Genomic DNA, 19,090 nt, shown 5'->3' on the forward strand with positions numbered 1-19,090 from the left:
CCATTTCATCTTGCCCCAAATACTCAAATCCCACCGCGCTGAAAAAGCTGTGGTTGACAGGGCGCGCAACGGGCCTCAAAAGGACGTCGAACCATATAACCCGCAACCGGGCGTTCCGTGGGCGCCAAACTGACGAGGAGAGCCAAGCTATGGCCCAGATTTCCCTCACTTTTCCCGATGGCAATGCACGTGACTATGACGCAGGCGTAACCCCTGCTGACGTCGCTAAGTCGATCTCAACTTCTTTGGCCAAAAAGGCAATCTCTGCGACCGTAGACGGCGCGCATTGGGATATGCAGTGGCCGATCGAGGCTGATGCACAGATTGCCATCAACACCCTCAAAGACAACGACGCCGAAGCGCTCGAACTGATCCGCCACGACTGCGCCCATATCATGGCGCGCGCAGTCCAAGAGATCTGGCCAGACGTCAAAGTCACCATCGGCCCTGTCATCGAGAATGGCTGGTACTATGACTTTGACCGTGCCGAGCCCTTTACCCCAGAAGACCTCGGCGCGATCGAGAAGAAGATGAAAGAGATCATCAACCTCCGTGACCCGGTGAAAACCGAAGTCTGGGCGCGCGATGTCGCTGTGCAATATTACAAAGACCGCGGTGAGCCTTACAAAGTCGAGCTGATCGACTCGATCCCTGGCGACGAGCCACTGCGCATGTATTGGCATGGCGACTGGCAGGACCTATGCCGGGGCCCACACCTGCAGCACACCGGCCAGGTTCCCGCCGACTCGTTCAAACTGATGTCCGTGGCTGGCGCCTATTGGCGCGGCGACAGCAATCGTCCGATGCTGCAACGGATCTATGGCGTGGCCTTTAAAAACAAAGAAGATCTGCGCAAACACCTGAACTTCCTCGAAGAGGCCGAAAAACGCGATCACCGCAAGTTGGGCCGCGAAATGGACCTCTATCACATGCAAGAGGAAGCGCCCGGTCAGGTTTTCTGGCACCCGAACGGCTGGACTGTTTACACCGAGCTGCAGGACTATATGCGCCGTCAGCAACGCGCAGGCGGCTATGTCGAGGTCAACACACCTCAGGTTGTGGATCGCAAGCTTTGGGAAGCCTCGGGCCACTGGGACAAATACCAAGAGAATATGTTCATCGTTGAGGTCGACGAGGATCACGCGCGCGAAAAGGCCGTGAATGCTCTGAAACCGATGAACTGCCCGTGCCACGTTCAGATCTTTAACCAAGGGCTGAAGTCCTATCGTGACCTGCCCTTGCGGATGGCCGAGTTCGGCTCTTGCGCTCGGTATGAACCCTCTGGCGCGCTGCATGGTATCATGCGCGTGCGCGGGTTCACCCAAGACGATGGTCACATCTTCTGTACAGACGACCAGATCGAATCCGAAACCAAACGGTTCATCGATTTCCTTTCGATGATCTATGCCGACCTCGGTTTCCACGACTGGACCATCAAACTCTCGACGCGCCCTGAAAAGCGTATTGGGTCTGATGAAGTTTGGGACCGCATGGAAGAAGCCCTGGGCGAAGCTTGTAAGGCTGCGGGCCACGACTTCGAAATTCTAGAGGGTGAAGGTGCCTTCTATGGCCCGAAACTAGAGTTCACTCTGACCGACGCGATTGGTCGGAACTGGCAATGTGGCACGCTTCAGGTTGACAGCAACCTGCCAGAACGCCTTGAAGCATCCTTCATTGGGGCAGATGGCGAAAAACACCGCCCCGTCATGCTGCACCGCGCAACGCTTGGCTCGTTTGAACGCTTCATCGGTATTCTGATCGAAGAACACGCAGGCAAATTGCCCTTCTGGCTGGCTCCGCGTCAGGTGGTTGTGGCCGCAATTGTGTCTGATGCAGATGATTATTGCCTTGAGGTCGTCGAAAAACTCAAAGCCGCTGGTGTGCGCGCCGAGGCGGATCTGCGCAACGAGAAGATCAACTACAAGGTCCGCGAGCATTCCGTCGGCAAAGTTCCGGTCATTCTCGCCTGCGGCATGAAAGAGGTCGAAGAGAAAACCGTCTCGACCCGCCGCCTTGGTGAGAAGCAAACCAAGGTCCAGAGCCTGGAAGAGATTGTTACAATCCTCGCAGCCGAGGCAACGCCACCGGATCTGGCACGGTAAGCCTGTAACATTTGGCGTAACATTTTACGAAAAGCCGGTCACATTGGGCCGGCTTTTTCTTTTTTACTGGGGAAATTGCTGCATTCTCTCTCACAGCAGATAACACAGCCGTGACACACGTTTCCGTTATTGGAATTTGGGCGGTGGCCCCGACTAATGTTCACTCAAGCCGTCGAGCGCGGCTGGAATTAACCTTTTATCCATGAGGACTTAACCAAATGTCTACTCCACTGAAATCCCTGGCCGTGGCCGCATCCGTCGCAGCAGCAGTCACCGCAGCAACCGCACCAGCAGCTTCTGCAATGGGCAAAGAAAAATGCTACGGCGTTTCCCTCGCAGGCGAAAACGATTGTGCAGCCGGTGCAGGCACCACATGCAAAGGCACCTCCACCGTTGACTATCAAGGCAACGCATGGACTCTGGTAGACGCAGGCACTTGCGCAGAGATCGAACTGCCAGCAATGGCAGACGGCACCGCGCGCATGGGTTCCCTGGAAGAGCTGGACCGCGACCTGCCAGCATAAGCTTTCCCGAGCTGGGCCTGACCGTAGGGCCCAGCTCACCCCAACTGCACTTGGTAAAGAGGTTCGCCATGTTTGACCAAAGTTTTGAACACCTCCCACAGGGGTGCGGCGTCGGATACAAACCTCAGCATTTCGCAGACATCATGGAAAACGCCGGCTCGGTCAGCTGGTTTGAGATCCATGCAGAGAATTACATGGGCGACGGCGGCCGCCCCTTGGCGCAACTTCGGCATCTGGCCGAGCGCTATGCAATGTCCGTCCACGGCGTGGGACTTTCGATCGGTGGCGAAGGCGACCTTGATCAAGACCACCTCAACCGTCTGAAGCATCTAGTCGGCTGGCTGAACCCTGCCAGCTTTTCCGAGCATCTCGCTTGGTCCACCCACGAAACACACTTTTTGAACGACTTACTGCCCCTGCCCTATAACGCAAAGACCGTTCAGCGCGTCAGCAGCCATATCTCGCAGGTTCAAGAGACTGTCGGGCGTCAGATGCTGCTTGAGAACCCCTCGAACTATCTGGCCTTTTCCGACAGCGACATGAGCGAGATCGACTTCCTGAAAGAGGTCGCGAACCGTTCGGGCTGTGGGCTGTTGTTGGACGTGAACAACGTCTTTGTCTCGGCAACTAACCAGAAAATGAATGCTGTTGAATATATCGACGCCTTCCCGCTGGATCTGGTCGGAGAAATCCACCTTGGCGGCCATGACGAGGACGTGGACGACCACGGCGACCCTCTGTTGATCGACAGCCATGACCAGCCTGTGGTCAATCAGGTCTGGTCGCTCTTTGCCCATACGATCCTGCGCGGCGGCAAAAAGCCCGTGCTGATCGAACGCGACGGCAATATCCCCCCTTGGGACGAACTTGAAAGCGAAGCCGCCCAAGCCCTTGATATCATGACAAACGTCAAGGCCGCGGCATGACACCGGATCAAACAGATTTCACCGAGGCGCTGCTGCGCCCTGATTTACCGCACCCGGAAAACCTGATCGACCATGCGGGGCGTCCGGCGGGCAAACGCTTTGACGTCTACCGCAACAACGTTGTGCTCAGCCTTAGCGAAGCTTTGGAAACCAGCTTTCCGGTGCTGCAGAAACTGCTCGGCGAGCAATTCTTTGGCGCGATGGCGGGTCTGTTCGTGCGGCAGCATCCGCCAACAACGCCGATGATGATGTACTACGGCGATGAGATGCCGGCGTTTTTGACGGGCTTCGAGCCGGTTCAGAAATACCCCTATCTGCCCGATGTCGCCCGTCTGGAACTGGCCATGCGCCAAAGCTATCACGCGGCGGATGCCACGCCGATTGATCCGCAAATCATCGCCACCCTGCCCGCGGATCAGTTGATGGCCGCGCGTCTGGAGATAGCGCCGTCGCTGAAACTCTTGCGCTCCCGCTGGCCGATCTTTTCGATCTGGTCTGCCCAAACCCACGGCACGCCAATGCCCGAGGCCCCCAGCGGAGAAGCCCTGATCATCACCCGCGCCGAATTTGACCCCGCGCCCCAGCTTTTGCCCGCAGGCGGAGCGACCTTTGTCATGGCCCTGCAAGCGGGCGAAGCCTTTGGTCAGGCGCTCGATAAAGCCACCACCGCCATTCCCGATTTCGATCTGCAAACAACCTTGGGACTGTTGATTGCCGGGAATGCCATAACCGCCATAAAAACCGGAGATGCGTAATGATTAACCAACTGATGTCACTCTATAAAAGCATCTTTGCGGGCGTAGAACGCCTGGCGGAACCTTGGCTCTTGCCAACCCTCTCGCGCTTCGTTTTCGCAGCCGTGCTGTTTTACTATTTCTATCAGTCGGGCGTTTCTAAAGTCGATTTTGGCAACGGTATCTTTGGGTTCCTGAAGCCTACAGACGGCGGCTTTGTCCAGATCTTCCCGAAAGCGGCTGAGGCCGTGTTTTACGACATCACCCAGGCGTCCTTCTTTCAGAAGCTGGTGATCGTCGGCGGCGGCTGGGCCGAAATCCTTTTGCCCATCATGGTCGTCATCGGCCTTCTGACGCGCTTGGCTGGCGTTGGCATGATCGGCTTTGTCGTGGTCCAAAGCCTCACCGACCTCTACGGTCACGGCGGCATTGCCCACAAAGAGACACTCGGCGTCTGGTTTGATCAGTTCTCAAACTCGGCGATCCTAGATCAGCGCGCCTTCTGGATGCTGCTCTTTGTGGTGCTGATCGTGCGTGGCGCCGGCCCTATTTCGGTCGACGCCCTGCTTGGCCTGAACAAAAAACCAGTCGCCGCTTAGAAATGCGCCTTCTCCTCGTCGGGTTTGCCCGCCGCAACGGCCAGCACCCCGGCGAGACCCGCAAAGGCAATCGGGAACATCGTAAAGACGTTGAACCCAAAGCCCGCATACATCCAAGCCGCTGAGATCAAAAGCAAAACGCCACCCCACAGCGCCCGCGCTCGCGCCATTGCGCCGCCCGCAATGGCCAACAGCGGAGCCATGAGGGCGGTGGAGCGCACCAAACCGACGTTCTCGACCTGTGTCGCCCAGTCTCCGACCTCGCCATAGCGGTCAATGACTTCGGTGTAGCCCCAGCCAAAAAAGCCTACGATCATGCCGAAAAGTCCGGCGATGATCCCTAAAACCAGTGCTGCATTCCGCATCTGTCTCTCCTTAAGCCGCCCACTTTACATGGGCACGCCCCCTTATAATCCAAGTGCAGCCTGTACTTTAGGGGTCCATCCCAAAAGAAATTCCCCGTCGCGTTCAATCAAGGGCCGTTTCATCACAGTCGGCTCCTGCGCAAGCAGATCGAGCACCGGCATCGCACGTGTCGCCTCGTCCATTCCGCGCCATGTGGTAGACCGTGTATTAACCAAAGCCTCCCCCAAAACCTCATAGGCCTGCGTCAGTACCTCTGGCGAAATCCCATCCGCGCGTACGTCTACGAACTCTGCCTCAGGCAGAGCCTTTATCGCCTTACGACAGGTATCACAGTTCTTTAGGCCATATATTTTCATCGCTTTTCCTGTATTTTTTTCCCGCTGGACGCTTCGTGAAGGAAATACGTCCTGTTTCGCTTGCTTTTTACAATAGGCGTGCAATCATCCCAACCGTAGCATTCGTTTTATGTGACCGGCTCTGTACTTTATGAAAAGGGATCCTAGATCAGATGTTGCACCCTGCGAAAACAGGGTGACTGACTAATGGAAGGAGACACGGTATGCCAAGTGGCACCGTTAAATGGTTCAACACCACAAAAGGCTACGGCTTTATTGCACCTGACGAAGGCGGCAAAGACGTTTTTGTCCATATTTCGGCGGTAGAACGCTCTGGTCTGACAGGTTTGGCGGACAATCAGAAAGTCGAATATGAGCTGTCCGAAGGCCGTGATGGCCGTCAAATGGCAGGCGACTTGAAACTGGTCCAATAATCCTAGGGATACGGGAGCACCCCCAGGACATGATCTAAGACAATCACATCACCAACTTCAGTTGGTGGTGTAACATCCCTTTACGCCTTCTGGGCAGACCATACGTTTGTGAACCTTCGGCTTCACGCGCGGCGGCTCGTGACAGACTTCGCCCGCGACCGGCACACCACAGCTGACCATTCCCCCAACTTGAACAGGCTGCAGACCCGCTGGGCAAATGCCACCGGCATTGGCGTTGGCCGCGGCGGCCATGCGATAGGCGCAGCCCATTGGCACTTGGGGCGGCGTTTTTGGTGTGAAAGTGATTTCGGGATCCGGCTTGATCTTGCACGGAAAGATAATGCAGGTCGCATGCGCAGGCACCGCGATGACGGCAAGACAACTTGCGAACAGGATATTCTTAAACATCTAGGCCCCTTTTCTTTGCTTCTGCTCAATTATCAGGTGGGTCACTGGCCCATAGACTACTATATTTTGTGGGTCAGTCAATTTCTGATAGCGGGGAACCGCTGGAAAAACGGTTAACGGACGCGGCGAATATATTCGTCCACGCGGCAGGCTGGTGTTGCGCCCTCCAAAGGCACTTCTGAGATGCGGTGGAAATCATCGGTCGAGAAATCTGGGAAGTAGACATCTGCATCCGGGATCTCTGTGTCGACCTCGGTGACCAGAAGCCGATCCGCAATCGGCAGCATGGCCTTATAGATCCCTGCGCCGCCGATCCCATAGATCCGCATATAGCCCTCGGCGCGCGCCAGAGCTATGGCCTCGTCAATCGAGCTCGCCACATGTTCAGCCAGATCTTTTTGCGAGGACACGACGATATTAAACCGGTTCTTTAGTGGCTTAAATGGCAGGCTATCCCAGGTGTTGCGCCCCATGATGATCGCGCCGCCCAGCGTTTCGCGTTTGAACATCGCGAGATCCTCGGGGACGTGCCACGGGATATCATTGTCTTTGCCAATCGCGCCATTTCGCGCGCGCGCCACGATGAGGGAAATCATACGGCCACCGGCGCTTTGATATTTGGGTCGGCTTCGTAGTTCAGGATTTCAAAATCCTCGAATTTGAAGTCGAAGATGGACTTTACGTCGCGCTTGATCCGGATCTGCGGCAAAGGTTTGGGTGTGCGCTCCAATTGCGTGGCGACCTGCTCCATGTGGTTGGAATAGATATGCGCGTCGCCAATCGTATGTACGAAATCGCCCGGCTCGTACCCTGTCACATGTGCCAGCATCACCAGCAAAAGCGCATAGGAGGCGATGTTGAACGGCACGCCAAGGAACATATCGGCCGAGCGTTGATAGAGCTGCAAATGCAGCTTGCCTCCAATGATCCGCACTTGCCAAAGCGTATGGCACGGCGGCAGCGCCATGTCGGGGACATCAGCGGGGTTCCAGGCAGACACAATCATACGGCGACTGTCGGGCGAGGTCTTGATCAGCTTGATCAGCTCGTCGACCTGATCCACACTTCCGCGACTGAGGATGCCGTCGTCGTTTTGAAGCGCCGGAAAATTGCGCCACTGATAGCCATAGACCGGGCCCAGATCCCCGTTTTCATCCGCCCATTCGTCCCAGATCGAGACGCCATTGTCCTTGAGGTATTTGATATTCGTGTCGCCACTCAGAAACCAAAGCAGTTCATGGATGATCGAGCGCAGATGTAGTTTCTTGGTCGTGACCAAGGGAAATCCGTCACTGAGCGGATAGCGTGCTTGCATCCCGAAATAGGACGTCGTGCCAGTTCCCGTACGATCACTTGAGGGCGTCCCTTGATCCAAAATCAAGCGCAGTTGGTCGTGATATTGCTGCATTTTGCCCTCCATCGTCGCCAATTCACCCCGCGACTCATGAGCAAGCATACCCCCCAGATCTAGACGCCACCACCCAAAAGGCCGCTAAATGCTGTTAATTTCCGCGCAATCCGCCAGAAGCCTCTCGACAGGCGACATGAAACATCTAGCTTTAGCGCAACCATGATCTTTACCGGAGCTGACACATGAAGATTCGCTACCTGCACACGATGGTTCGTGTGGCTGACCTAGACGCCTCTATCGCCTTTTATGAGCTGCTCGGGCTGGAAGAAACCCGCCGCTATGAGAACGAAGGCGGTCGGTTCACATTGGTTTTCATGACGCCTCCGGGCCAAGAAGATGCGCACGTCGAGCTGACTTACAATTGGGACGGAGACGACGGACTGCCCAGCGACAGCCGCCACTTTGGCCACCTCGCCTATAGTGTCGAAAACATCTACGACATGTGCCAGCATCTGATGGACAATGGTGTCACTATCAATCGACCGCCACGTGATGGGCGCATGGCCTTTGTGCGCAGCCCGGACAATGTCTCGATTGAACTATTGCAGGATGGAGATGCACTGCCATCGGCGGAACCCTGGGCCTCGATGGAAAACACCGGTCACTGGTAAATCAGTAGATATAGCGGATTTGGTCCGTCCAATACCGCTCCACTCGTTTGAGGGCCTGTGTGATATCCAGCAGGCCTTCAATCCCCAAAACGCCTTTGGATTGCAGCCCGTCGGCGTGACGTTCAAACAAAGTCGCGACAAGATCGCGGATCTCACGCCCTTTTGGCGTCAATCGCACCCGCACCGAGCGGCGATCAATCTCGCAGCGCTGATGGTGCATATAGCCCATTTCCACCAGTTTTTTAAGGTTATAGCTGACGTTGCTGCCCTGATAGTAGCCACGCGATTTCAGCTCGCCCGCCGTGACCTCATTGTCGCCGATATTGAACAACAAAAGCGCCTGCACCGCGTTGATTTCCAACACGCCCACCCGCTCAAACTCGTCCTTAATGACATCCAAAAGCAAGCGATGCAGACGTTCCACCAGCGCAAGCGCGTCCAGATAATTCGATATATATCCCGCGTCTGTGGGAAGACGCGTGGGTGAATGAATGCTCATCCCTGCCTCCGAGGTTTGTCAGAGGTTAGGTTGAGTCAAAATTGCCAAAATTCCGTTAAATCCGGAGCAGTCGATTAAAATTCAATTTAATCAGCGCCTTGGACATGAGCTGAAATCTCAGAAATCAATGCCGCAAGCTCTTGTGGAGCCTCGGCCTGTCCGCTCACCCATTGATAGAGGTCCTGATCGTTCTCGTTCAACAGGGCCTCATAAAGGTCCAATGCAGGTTCATCCATGCCCGCAAGATACGCATCGGCATAGCGGCTGAGAATGATGTCCATTTCCTTAATACCGCGGCGCATGGATCGCATTTGCAGTCGCTTTAGGCGGTTTTCATGGGTCTCAGACACAGATCAGGCCCCTTTGCGAAGACGCTTTTCAAGCACGGCCAAGCGCTTGGTCGCATTCTGCAACTGCGTGTGAATTTCGCGAATTTCGGACAAGATCGCCTGATCAGCCGAGGCCGTGGACTCTTCGACGTCCACATCGTCGCCTTCGCCTGTCAGCAGCCACTTCAGCGACACGCCCAACAGGCCAGACACCATCTGCAACCGGTTGGCACGCGGCTCGTTCAGATCGTCTTCCCAACTGACCAAGGTGACTTTCTTGACCCCCAGTTTTCGCGCCAGATCCGTCTGGGACAGGCCCGCCTGTTCACGTGCCGCCGTCAGACGATCTCCGAAGGTTGCGACCTCGGGCACATACCAATCTTCGGTATCCATGACCTCTTCGCCGGTCCATTCGTCCTGATCGCTCATCGCCGTCGCCCTTAACTTTGCTTGCCCATCAATGGGGCGCACATTATGACAAGCATGACCGGATTACAAACGAGGCATTATGTCCATTCTTGCAGATTCCCTGAGCCGCGTGAAACCTTCTCCGACTATGGCGATGACCGGCAAAGCCGCAGAGCTGAAGGCGGCTGGACGCGATATCATTGGCCTCTCTGCCGGAGAGCCTGATTTCGACACGCCCGAAAACATTCGCAAGGCGGGTCAAGAGGCCATCGAGACGGGCAAGACCCGCTATACGGCTGTTGACGGCATCCCAGAGCTGAAACAGGCGATCTGCGAAAAGCTGAAGCGTGACAATGGGTTGAGCTACACACCTCAACAGATCTCGGTTGGCACTGGCGGCAAGCAGACGCTTTACAATGCGCTGATGGCGACGATCAATCCGGGCGACGAGGTCGTGATACCCGCGCCTTATTGGGTCAGCTACCCAGATATGGTTTTGCTGGCAGGCGGCACGCCGGTGATTGCCGAGGCCACGCTAGAGAATAACTTCAAGCTGACCCCAGAGCAGCTCGACGCAGCAATCACGCCGAAAACGAAATGGTTCATCTTTAACAGCCCGTCCAATCCAACCGGTGCTGGCTATAGCCACGATGAGCTCAAAGCGTTAACGGATGTTTTGCTGCGCCACCCGCATGTCTGGGTGATGTCTGATGATATGTATGAACATCTGGCCTATGGCGATTTCAAATTCTGCACGCCTGCAGAGGTCGAACCCGCGCTCTATGACCGTACGCTCACCTGCAACGGCGTCTCCAAGGCCTATGCCATGACAGGCTGGCGCCTTGGCTATGCGGCTGGTCCGGTCGAATTGATCGGCGGGATGCGCAAGATTCAGAGCCAATCGACATCAAACCCCTGCTCCATCAGCCAATATGCAGCGATTGAGGCTTTGAATGGCCCACAGGACTATCTGGCCAAGCACAACGAGATGTTCGTGCGCCGCCGCGATCTCGTGGTCTCGATGCTCAACGAGATTGACGGCGTGGTGTGCCCCACGCCTGAAGGTGCCTTTTATGTTTATCCCTCCATCGCGGGGCTAATTGGCAAGACCACGCCCAATGGGACCGTCATAGAAAATGACGAGGCCTTTGCCACTGCCTTGCTTGAGGAAAAAGATGTGGCCATCGTTTTTGGTGCAGCCTTTGGCCTCTCGCCGAATTTCCGCGTAAGCTATGCGACCTCGGATGAGGCTTTGAAAGAGGCCTGTACCCGTATTCAGGATTTCTGTGCCGCCCTGACTTAAGGAGCCCCCATGATCAGCGCCCTACCCGAGCTTTACTTTCGCCTGCGCGACAATGGCGCGACGGTTTTTCGTATGGCGGATGATGCGCGCAACGGGCGGTTGGACATGACGCAGATCGCGACGGTGAACCTGCGCAGTGGCGAGTATAAAGCGACGGGTGACAAGGCCTTGTCTGAAGCAGATCAGGAGGCCATCAAAGCCTGGATCGCCGACCGTCAAGAAAGCCTTCCTTGGCGACGTCTGGATCGCGCCATGCAAGTGATTGAGGACATCAATCAAACGGCGCATTGGGCGCAAACTGAAGCCAGCGACAAGGACCTCGAGGGTGTCGCGGATGCCTTGTTTCTGGCCATGCACGATCTGCGTCAGGTTCTAGTACGCAAGACGGCAGATCGGGTGCGCAAAGAGACTAAAGCCGCCAAAGACTAGCTTTGGCCCGAGGCTCTCAGGTTCACCATTATCTGTCGCCAGAAGCGCCACATTAGCAAAACGGCTGCGCAGGCCAGCCCCGCAACCAACCCAAACCAGACGCCAACCCCTTCAAGCTCGAGCGGGAAACCCAACGTGTAGCCGATGCTGACGCCCACCAGCCAATAGCTGACGGCAGCGAGGATCATCGGCCATTTCGTGTCCAGCACCCCGCGCAAAAGCCCCAAAGCCATGGCCTGCGCGCCGTCCACAAATTGGAACAGTGCGGCCAGCAACATGAGCTTGGCGCCCAAAATAACAACGGCTTCATAGTTTGGATCATCCGAAGTCAGGAACAACCCAATCAGAGTCTGAGGGATGGTCACCATGACTGTCACTGCGACAACCGAAAACCCAAGGCTCATCCAAATCGCCATCCGCGCGCCCCGCGCAAGGTGGTCATAGTCTTTGCGTCCCAAGGCATTGCCCGCCCGCACCGTTGCTGCGCTCGACAGGCCAAGGTGCATCATAAAGGCAAGCCCTGCGATATTGATGGCAATGCCATGGGCCACCAATGGGACAGTCCCAAGCCAGCCCATCATGGTCGTGCTAAACGCAAAGAGCGTCACTTCGGACAAAGCCGTCAACCCAATCGGAAGCCCGACACGGAACACCTTGGCCAGGACTTCGCCGTCAGCTTTCCAGATCCGCTGGAACATCGCATGCTCTGGCAGCACTTTCAGCGCATAGATCACAACGCCCGCAATCGACACCACCTGCACCACTAAAGACGCTATTGCCGCGCCGACGATCCCAAGCTCTGGCGCTCCGAATTTGCCGAAGATCAGCACGTAGTTCACGGCCGCATTTACCAAAGCGGCCAGAACGGTGATCCAAAACACTACACGCGTGCGTTCCAGTGCGGCGAGGTAGCTTTTCAGAACATTGGTCAAAAGCGCGGGCAGCAAACCAAAGACAACGATCCGCAAATAAAGCTGCGCCTGATCCGCAAGATCCGGTTGTTGCCCAATGGCTTTAAGCACCGGAGCGGACCACCAGAACAGAGGAAAAATCAGCAACGCATAGCCAACAGACAGCCACATCCCCATCCGCGTGATCCGTCGGATTTGAATATCGTCATCCGTCGCATCTGCCTCAGCCACCATCGGCATCACGGCAATGGCAAACCCCGATCCCAAGATGAATGTCACGAAAAACAAGGTGCTTCCCAGAACAGCCGCCGCCAAAGCCTCTGCCGAATAGCGGCCCAACATCGCCGTATCCGTCATGCCAATCGCAAACTGCGCCAGATGGCCGCCGATCAACGGCAGTCCCAGCACCAAAAGGGCCCGAAAATGGCCCCGATAACTCATAACCTTGTGTTCCATGCCACAACCCTTAGGAGTCACACGCAATCTTGGCAAGTACAGGAACGACGAAGACACTGTCGTGTTTTGACAGCAGATCGCGGGCGGCGAAACTTATCCACAGACCGCCGCGCCGCCCTTGCTCAAAGCGGGCTTGGGTGAAATAGTAGAGCCAATCAAAGACAGATCAGAGCAGCAGATCCATATGGCCAACGACCTTCTTGCGGAAACCGAAACTGAGTCCACCTATGACGCGTCCTCCATTGACGTGCTTGACGGCCTTGAAGCGGTCCGCAAACGCCCCGGCATGTATATCGGCGGCACCGACGAGCGCGCGTTGCACCATATGGCCGCCGAGATCATCGACAACTCGATGGACGAAGCCGTGGCTGGGTTTGCGACGCGGATCGAGGTCACTCTGCTGGCGGATCACTCACTGAAAGTCGTGGACAACGGGCGCGGCATTCCAATTGATCCGCATCCCAAGTTCCCCGACAAATCAGCACTCGAGGTGATCTTCACCGAGCTCCACGCGGGCGGCAAATTTTCGGGCAAAGCCTATGAGACCTCGGGTGGTCTGCATGGCGTCGGCTCCACCGTGGTGAATGCGCTGTCTGACAGCCTGATCGTCGAGGTCGCTAAGAACAAAGAAGTCTATCAACAAAGCTTCGTGCGCGGCGTGCCACAGGGCAAACTGGAGAAAATCGGCACCACGCCAAATCGGCGCGGCACGACGGTGACCTTCCACGCAGACGATCAGATCTTTGGCAGCCACCGGTTCAAACCCAAGCGGCTGTTTACGTTGGTGCGCTCTAAGGCTTACCTCTTCTCTGGCGTCGAGATCCGCTGGAAAAGCGAAATCGACGACGGCGAAACACCGGTCGAAGCCACCTTCCACTTCCCCGGAGGCCTCTCGGACTATCTGACCGAGACGCTGGGCACTGCGACCTCTTATGCCGACGCGCCTTTCGCAGGCAAAGTACAGTTCAAAGAGAAGTTCAACGAAGCCGGCTATGTAGAATGGGCGATCAACTGGACGCCTTCACGTGACGGCTTCATCCAGTCCTATTGCAACACCGTCCCCACGCCCGAAGGCGGCACCCATGTTACTGGTTTCTGGGCCGCGATCCTGAAGGGCATCAAGGCCTACGGAGAACTCGTCGGCAACAAAAAGGCCGCACAGATCACGCGGGACGATCTGTTGACGGGCGGCTGCGCCTTGGTCAGCTGTTTCATCGCGGATCCGGCCTTTGTGGGCCAGACCAAAGATCGCCTTAGCACCGAGTCCGCCAATAAAATGGTGGAAAACTCGGTTCGCGACCACTTCGACAACTGGCTAGCGGCGGATACGAAATCCGCAGGTGCGATCCTCGATTTCCTCGTCCTGCGCGCCGAGGAACGCCTGCGCCGCCGTCAGGAAAAAGAAACCCAACGGAAGTCCGCAACCAAGAAACTCCGCCTGCCCGGCAAGCTGGTGGATTGTTCGGCAAGCAACCGCGACGGCACCGAGCTGTTTATTGTCGAGGGTGACTCCGCGGGCGGCTCGGCCAAAATGGCGCGCAACCGTAAGACACAGGCGCTCTTGCCCCTGCGGGGTAAGATCCTGAACGTGCTCGGCGCGGCGAGCTCGAAACTCGGGTCCAATGCCGAAATCAACGACCTCTCCCAAGCGCTCGGCGTCGGGCTGGGCAGCCGTTTCAACGTCGATGATCTGCGCTATGACAAGATCATCATCATGACCGACGCGGATGTGGACGGCGCGCATATCGCCTCGCTGCTCATGACGTTCTTCTTCACCCAGATGCGCCCGATGATTGACCAAGGACATCTGTATCTGGCCTGCCCGCCCCTCTTCCGCCTGACCCAAGGCGCCAAGCGCGTCTATTGCATCGACGAGGCCGAACGCGACGCCTATTTGGAAAAAGGCCTTGGCGGTAAAGGCAAAATTGATGTGTCCCGCTTTAAAGGTCTGGGCGAGATGGACGCGAAGGATTTGAAAGAGACCACCATGGACCCCGCGTCACGCAAATTGATCCGCGTGACGATTGACGAGGACAACCCGGGCGAAACCGGAGACCTTGTCGAGCGATTGATGGGCAAGAAACCGGAGAAGCGGTTTGAGTACATCCAAGAAAACGCGCGGTTTGTGGAGGAGTTGGATGTTTGATTTACAGTCGATCAAACAAACCTCTAGGTGAGTTTTTAAGATAGTCGCTGTCTTGAATATACTCACCCAAGATCGATGCCAGAGCGTTTTCATCTAGTGCTCTACCGATTGATTGATCGTTGAATTTCAGCACCCGAACCGCCTTGTGTTCCCTTTGACGTCCATCCACATACTTTGTCGCGAGCTGAACGGTTATTTTGTCATCCTGACCAAACGATAGATCATGTCTGTCAACTTTGTTCCAAAAGTCTTGGTCCTCGACGGCAAAAAGAACGGATTTTTGGTCGCCGATCCGCCCTTTCCACTTACGAGTTTCTTGATCTCGTTTTTCCAATACGGGCGACGTGACAGTCAGTTCAACAATCGAAACATCCCAATGCTCATTAGGGCTTTCATCTTTTTCAGGTTTTTGGGGTCGAATGGCGCGCTCAGGAAAACCACTGCGCGGAATGGGTGGCGATCCTGTATTTTCAAATTCAATAGCAGAGACATCCATCTCTGAAATGCATTTCTCAAAAAGTTCGGCTTGAGCGCTGGTAAGTTCGTAGCGAGCCTTTAATGAAATGCCCAAGCTGTCCAACTGATCTCTCGGCGCCTCCAATACGGAGGCGGCGGAGTCTACGAATATTTCTTCAACTTTCTCGCACAGTTTTTCAATAGCTTCTGCCTCAAGCTCTTCGATTTCTTTTTTGCTTTTTTGAAGTTCCGCTTTGTCATGATATTCACGCACAACGTCTGCAGCGATCGCAGCAGGCTCCTGGCCAGTCAATTCTTTGATTACTGACTTAGCTATGTCTGTTTCAAGCATTTGAACAATTGACCAAAAAACGGCCCAACTACCTCCAACACCAATCGCTGAGATCTTTGCTCCTTTGACCACAACCTTGAGTATTTGGCGTATGCTTCCAGATTCTGGTGCCGCGACTACTAGAACGACGACTATGTCGCCTCCAAACAACTCATCGTTCAGAGTATCAATAATCCTTTGCGTGGACAGTGCAGACGCTACAAATGTATCTACACTTACGTGATGTTCGGGAACGTGAAAACGTACGCTAATTTGTTTCAAGAAATGCAACCTTAAATATTTTTTTCATTATTGGGTGGGTTTTGTAGAACGTCAATCTTCAAGGTTTTCAATTGTGTTGGCTCTAAAGGGCAACGCCCGCTCATGGGGGCGGTCGGGCGCTGCCCGAGCCGCAAGCGGCACTGGCAATTCATAACAACGCACCCAAAACTTGAGCTTCCCCTCCATTCGCACTAAATCTATGTTGCACCTACGAAATCAACTGGACCAACCCATGACGCGCATTCTGATCATCACCGCTCTCTTTGCTCTGACCGCCTGCGAGACCATCGAAGGTGCTGGCCGCGACATCTCTGCTGCGGGCAATGCTATTTCCAACGCGGCGAAGTAGGGTGGGTTTCTAACCCACCACTCGGGCGTTTGCCTTGACCACCAACGCAGCATTGGTGGGGTGAAACCCCACCCTACGAGCCGGCGTTGAACCAAGCCACGACCTTCGCGCGTTCGGCCTCTTCCATCCAGCTCACATTTGCGGGCGGCATGGCGTGGGTCGCCCCTGACTGCACATAAATCGCCTGCGCATGGGCGGCGATTTCTCCGGGGGTTTCCAAAATCACCCCTTTAGGCGCGCGGTGGATGCCGTCAAAAAACGGCTCGCGCGCGTGGCACATGGAACAGCGGCCCAGCACGATATCGGTGACCTCGTCAAACCCCTCGGCCTGCGCGAACCGCTGGCCCTCCGGTGGGATCGCGGCCTCGGTCTCTTCTAACGTGCGTCCCGACATCCCCGCCGTGCTCAGCCACATGATCAGAATGAACAGGATCGCGGTCACGCACCACGTCCACCATTTCATCCCGCCCCGCGCATGCATGGTGTTAAAGAAATGCCGGATCGTGACGCCCATCAGGAAGACCAAAGCGGCAATCACCCAGTTGTATTCCGTTGCAAAGGCCAGCGGGTAGTGGTTTGACAACATGAGGAAAATCACCGGCAGCGTCAGGTAGTTGTTATGCGTGCTGCGCAGTTTCGCGATCTTGCCGTATTTGGGATCAGGCTTCCGTCCTGCCTTCAAATCCGCCACTACGATCCGCTGGTTCGGCATGATGATGAAGAACACATTGGCCGTCATGATCGTCGCCGTGAACGCCCCCAGATGCAGCATCATGGCGCGGCCCGTAAAGACTTGGTTGAGGCCCCAGCCCATGACCACCAAGAGGCAGAACAAGAGGAACATCAGAAGCGTCGGATATTCCTTCATGCCTGAGCGACAGAGGAAGTTATAGATCAACCAACCGATCGACAGAGACCCTGCCGAGATCAGGATGCCTTGGAACAGGGTGATATCGCTTTTGTGGCTATCGACCAGATAAAGCTCGCCGCCGACCCAATAGATGACCATGAGAAGCGCAAAGCCCGAGAGCCAGGTCGAATAGCTCTCCCATTTGAACCATGTGAGGTGGTCGGGCATCTCGCTGGGCGCCACGAGGTATTTGCGGACGTGGTAAAAGCCGCCGCCGTGCACCTGCCATTCTTCTCCATCCGCGCCGCCGAGGTCTCCGTCCCGGCGCAGACCGAGGTCCAACGCAATGAAATAAAACGAAGATCCGATCCAGGCGATGGCGGTGATCACATGCACCCAGCGCACGGCAAAGCCGATCCATTCCCAGATGATTGGCAGTTCAAACATGGCGCGACTCCTTCATGCGCACTCTACCGAGCTTGCGGATTATCTTCCATTGCCATAGAAAGGCGAGAAGTTTCAAAAATAGCAAGTAAATCATGTCCTATATCGACAATATCCGTACCTTTGTCCGTGTCTACGAGCTTGGCAATATGTCCGCAGCCGCGCGGGATCAGCGGATCTCGGCGGCGGTGGCCTCCTCGCGGATTTCGCAATTGGAGGATTACCTGAATGTGCGCCTGTTCCAGCGCACGACGCGGCAGTTGAATGCGACCGAACAGGGGCATATTTTCTATAGCGGGGCCGTGAAGGTTTTGGAGGCGATTGATGAGGCTGAGGCTGCGGTCAATTCCGTCACGGATAACCCGCGTGGGTCTTTGTTTGTTGCGGCGCCATTGGGGATTGGGCGACGGTTGATTGCGCCGCAAATCCCTGCCTTTAAAGAAGAATATCCGCTGATCAACGTGCGCTTGCGCCTGTCTGATCGCAAGCTTGATCTGACCGCAGAGGGTCTGGATATCGCCTTTTACCTCGGCCTGCCCGAAGACAGCGCTCTTAGGGTGCGCAAGATCGCGGATTGCCCGCGTTTGCTTTGTGCCGCGCCGGATTATCTGAAACGCAAAGGGCAGCCGAAATCACCGGACGAGCTGACCGATGGCACCCATGACTGTCTGAATTTGCGCTATCCGGGGGCTCCGGAATTTCAGTGGCCTTTGCAGGTCGATGGTGAGACCCAGCGCTTTGCCGTCGCGGGCCCGTTTGAGACGGATGACGGTGATGTGCTCACGCAATGGGCGCTTGAGGGCCATGGGATCATTATGAAACCGACCTTTGAAGTCGCCGACCACTTGGCGTCGGGCGCTTTGGTACCGGTGCTGACGGAAACCCCACCCGTGCCGATCCAACTTGGCTGCCTGTACACACACCGTCGCCACCAAGATCCCAAGACGCGGCTTTTCATCGACCACATGGCGCAGCATGTGGCGCAGAGCCTGCCGAAAGCAGATTAACTGCCGCGATAGGTGGAATAGCCGTAAGGCGACAACAGAAGCGGTACGTGATAATGCGCAGCGTCGCTCATACCAAAGCGGATGGGCACGGCATCCAGAAACAGAACATCCTCAGAGGCTTGTCCGCTGTTCCTGAGGTAATCTCCAGCCTCAAAAACCAACTCATAGCTACCCGTCGCGAATTCGCTTTCAGGCAGGATCGGTGAATCTGTGCGGCCATCGTCATTGGTCACCGCCTGCGCGATCTCTTCTCGGCCTACGCCGGTCAAACGATAGAGCGTGATCCGAATGCCTTCGGCCGGGCAACCTTTGGCCGTGTCCAAGACATGTGTCGTAAGATATCCGCTCATATTTTCATCCTTTTCACCCTACTCGGGTCTATCCTGATCCGATCCGACAAACCTACTGTACAGACGCGAATGTCTCTTTCAAAATACTCC

The 19,090-nt window shown here is 55.7% G+C and carries 24 protein-coding genes; 12 read left to right on the forward strand and 12 right to left on the reverse strand.

The genetic code is table 11. The annotated features are described in order from the left end of the window. The first annotated feature begins 149 nt into the window (after nt 1–149). The 5 genes from thrS (at nt 150) to HZ995_RS00660 (ending at nt 4,885) form a co-directional block, all read left to right on the forward strand. Nucleotides 150–2,102, forward strand: coding sequence for a threonine--tRNA ligase (gene thrS, locus HZ995_RS00640; protein ID WP_209356777.1), 1,953 nt, complete (start codon nt 150–152; stop codon nt 2,100–2,102). Between the two features lie 218 nt (nt 2,103–2,320). Further along, nucleotides 2,321–2,626, forward strand: coding sequence for a BufA1 family periplasmic bufferin-type metallophore (locus tag HZ995_RS00645; RefSeq protein WP_209356778.1), 306 nt, complete (start codon nt 2,321–2,323; stop codon nt 2,624–2,626). 68 nt (nt 2,627–2,694) lie between these two features. Further along, nucleotides 2,695–3,552 (forward strand): MNIO family bufferin maturase, encoded by an 858-nt coding sequence (bufB, locus tag HZ995_RS00650; RefSeq protein ID WP_209356779.1) that lies wholly within the window; start codon nt 2,695–2,697, stop codon nt 3,550–3,552. Beyond that, entirely contained in the window at nt 3,549–4,307 is a 759-nt protein-coding gene (locus HZ995_RS00655) for an HvfC/BufC N-terminal domain-containing protein (RefSeq protein ID WP_209356780.1), read from the forward strand. Before bufB ends, HZ995_RS00655 begins: the two co-directional genes overlap by 4 nt. Continuing rightward, entirely contained in the window at nt 4,307–4,885 is a 579-nt protein-coding gene (locus tag HZ995_RS00660) for a DoxX family protein (protein WP_348521218.1), read from the forward strand. The genes HZ995_RS00655 and HZ995_RS00660 overlap by 1 nt, the downstream gene beginning before the upstream one ends. Here the strand turns inward: HZ995_RS00660 and HZ995_RS00665 are convergent. Then, nucleotides 4,882–5,250 carry a hypothetical protein gene (locus HZ995_RS00665; RefSeq protein ID WP_209356781.1) on the reverse strand — a complete coding sequence of 123 codons (369 nt, stop codon included), beginning with the start codon at nt 5,248–5,250 and terminating at the stop codon, nt 4,882–4,884. The two genes, HZ995_RS00660 and HZ995_RS00665, sit on opposite strands and share 4 nt — an antisense overlap. 42 nt (nt 5,251–5,292) lie before the next feature. Further along, complete coding sequence (locus tag HZ995_RS00670) at nt 5,293–5,607, reverse strand: arsenate reductase family protein (RefSeq protein WP_209356782.1); 315 nt, start codon at nt 5,605–5,607, stop codon at nt 5,293–5,295. Nucleotides 5,608–5,810: 203 nt separating this feature from the next. Between HZ995_RS00670 and HZ995_RS00675 the strand changes: the two genes are divergently transcribed. Then, nucleotides 5,811–6,020, forward strand: coding sequence for a cold-shock protein (locus tag HZ995_RS00675; protein ID WP_209356783.1), 210 nt, complete (start codon nt 5,811–5,813; stop codon nt 6,018–6,020). A 57-nt stretch (nt 6,021–6,077) separates the two neighbouring features. On the opposite strand, the gene HZ995_RS00680 is transcribed toward HZ995_RS00675, so the two are convergent. From HZ995_RS00680 to HZ995_RS00690, 3 genes are all read right to left on the reverse strand, one after another. After that, the gene (locus HZ995_RS00680; protein WP_209356784.1) at nt 6,078–6,428 is read right to left on the reverse strand and encodes a hypothetical protein; all 351 of its coding nucleotides are present in this window, start codon (nt 6,426–6,428) and stop codon (nt 6,078–6,080) included. Nucleotides 6,429–6,541: 113 nt separating this feature from the next. Then, nucleotides 6,542–7,024: a dihydrofolate reductase gene (locus tag HZ995_RS00685; protein ID WP_209356785.1), complete on the reverse strand. Its 483-nt coding sequence runs from the start codon at nt 7,022–7,024 to the stop codon at nt 6,542–6,544. Then, nucleotides 7,021–7,836 carry a thymidylate synthase gene (locus HZ995_RS00690; RefSeq protein ID WP_280719981.1) on the reverse strand — a complete coding sequence of 272 codons (816 nt, stop codon included), beginning with the start codon at nt 7,834–7,836 and terminating at the stop codon, nt 7,021–7,023. Before HZ995_RS00690 ends, HZ995_RS00685 begins: the two co-directional genes overlap by 4 nt. 185 nt (nt 7,837–8,021) lie before the next feature. Between HZ995_RS00690 and HZ995_RS00695 the strand changes: the two genes are divergently transcribed. Beyond that, entirely contained in the window at nt 8,022–8,450 is a 429-nt protein-coding gene (locus tag HZ995_RS00695) for a VOC family protein (protein WP_209356786.1), read from the forward strand. A gap of 1 nt (nt 8,451) precedes the next feature. Here HZ995_RS00695 and HZ995_RS00700 read toward each other — a convergent pair whose 3' ends face one another. The 3 genes from HZ995_RS00700 to HZ995_RS00710 form a co-directional block, all read right to left on the reverse strand. Further along, complete coding sequence (locus tag HZ995_RS00700; protein ID WP_209356787.1) at nt 8,452–8,949, reverse strand: MarR family winged helix-turn-helix transcriptional regulator; 498 nt, start codon at nt 8,947–8,949, stop codon at nt 8,452–8,454. Nucleotides 8,950–9,035: 86 nt separating this feature from the next. After that, complete coding sequence (locus HZ995_RS00705; RefSeq protein ID WP_209356788.1) at nt 9,036–9,299, reverse strand: succinate dehydrogenase assembly factor 2; 264 nt, start codon at nt 9,297–9,299, stop codon at nt 9,036–9,038. A 3-nt stretch (nt 9,300–9,302) separates the two neighbouring features. Beyond that, nucleotides 9,303–9,707, reverse strand: coding sequence for a helix-turn-helix domain-containing protein (locus HZ995_RS00710; RefSeq protein WP_245168697.1), 405 nt, complete (start codon nt 9,705–9,707; stop codon nt 9,303–9,305). A gap of 79 nt (nt 9,708–9,786) precedes the next feature. On the opposite strand from HZ995_RS00710, the gene HZ995_RS00715 reads away from it, so the two are divergent. Both HZ995_RS00715 and HZ995_RS00720 read left to right on the forward strand, forming a co-directional pair. Next, complete coding sequence (locus tag HZ995_RS00715) at nt 9,787–10,989, forward strand: pyridoxal phosphate-dependent aminotransferase (RefSeq protein WP_209356789.1); 1,203 nt, start codon at nt 9,787–9,789, stop codon at nt 10,987–10,989. Nucleotides 10,990–10,998: 9 nt separating this feature from the next. Continuing rightward, nucleotides 10,999–11,418, forward strand: coding sequence for a hypothetical protein (locus tag HZ995_RS00720; RefSeq protein WP_209356790.1), 420 nt, complete (start codon nt 10,999–11,001; stop codon nt 11,416–11,418). Here the strand turns inward: HZ995_RS00720 and HZ995_RS00725 are convergent. Further along, nucleotides 11,415–12,785, reverse strand: a complete 1,371-nt coding sequence (locus HZ995_RS00725) for an MATE family efflux transporter (protein WP_245168698.1) — start codon at nt 12,783–12,785, stop codon at nt 11,415–11,417. The genes HZ995_RS00720 and HZ995_RS00725 overlap by 4 nt on opposite strands. Nucleotides 12,786–12,969: 184 nt before the next feature. On the opposite strand from HZ995_RS00725, the gene parE reads away from it, so the two are divergent. Continuing rightward, nucleotides 12,970–14,931, forward strand: coding sequence for a DNA topoisomerase IV subunit B (gene parE / locus HZ995_RS00730; RefSeq protein ID WP_209356791.1), 1,962 nt, complete (start codon nt 12,970–12,972; stop codon nt 14,929–14,931). 1 nt (nt 14,932) lies between these two features. Here parE and HZ995_RS00735 read toward each other — a convergent pair whose 3' ends face one another. After that, a complete protein-coding gene (locus HZ995_RS00735; protein ID WP_209356792.1) occupies nt 14,933–16,000 on the reverse strand; it encodes a hypothetical protein in 1,068 nt (355 codons plus the stop codon). 232 nt (nt 16,001–16,232) lie between these two features. Between HZ995_RS00735 and HZ995_RS00740 the strand changes: the two genes are divergently transcribed. Continuing rightward, nucleotides 16,233–16,349, forward strand: a complete 117-nt coding sequence (locus HZ995_RS00740) for an entericidin A/B family lipoprotein (RefSeq protein ID WP_209356793.1) — start codon at nt 16,233–16,235, stop codon at nt 16,347–16,349. A gap of 73 nt (nt 16,350–16,422) precedes the next feature. Here HZ995_RS00740 and HZ995_RS00745 read toward each other — a convergent pair whose 3' ends face one another. After that, complete coding sequence (locus HZ995_RS00745; RefSeq protein WP_209356794.1) at nt 16,423–17,646, reverse strand: urate hydroxylase PuuD; 1,224 nt, start codon at nt 17,644–17,646, stop codon at nt 16,423–16,425. 92 nt (nt 17,647–17,738) lie between these two features. Between HZ995_RS00745 and HZ995_RS00750 the strand changes: the two genes are divergently transcribed. Further along, complete coding sequence (locus HZ995_RS00750; RefSeq protein ID WP_209356795.1) at nt 17,739–18,650, forward strand: LysR family transcriptional regulator; 912 nt, start codon at nt 17,739–17,741, stop codon at nt 18,648–18,650. Here HZ995_RS00750 and uraH read toward each other — a convergent pair. Continuing rightward, a complete protein-coding gene (gene uraH, locus HZ995_RS00755; protein WP_209356796.1) occupies nt 18,647–19,000 on the reverse strand; it encodes a hydroxyisourate hydrolase in 354 nt (117 codons plus the stop codon). The two genes, HZ995_RS00750 and uraH, sit on opposite strands and share 4 nt — an antisense overlap. Between the last annotated feature and the right edge of the window lie 90 nt (nt 19,001–19,090).

The organism is Cognatishimia activa, assembly GCF_017798205.1.
Classification (GTDB): Bacteria; Pseudomonadota; Alphaproteobacteria; order Rhodobacterales; family Rhodobacteraceae; genus Cognatishimia; species Cognatishimia activa_A.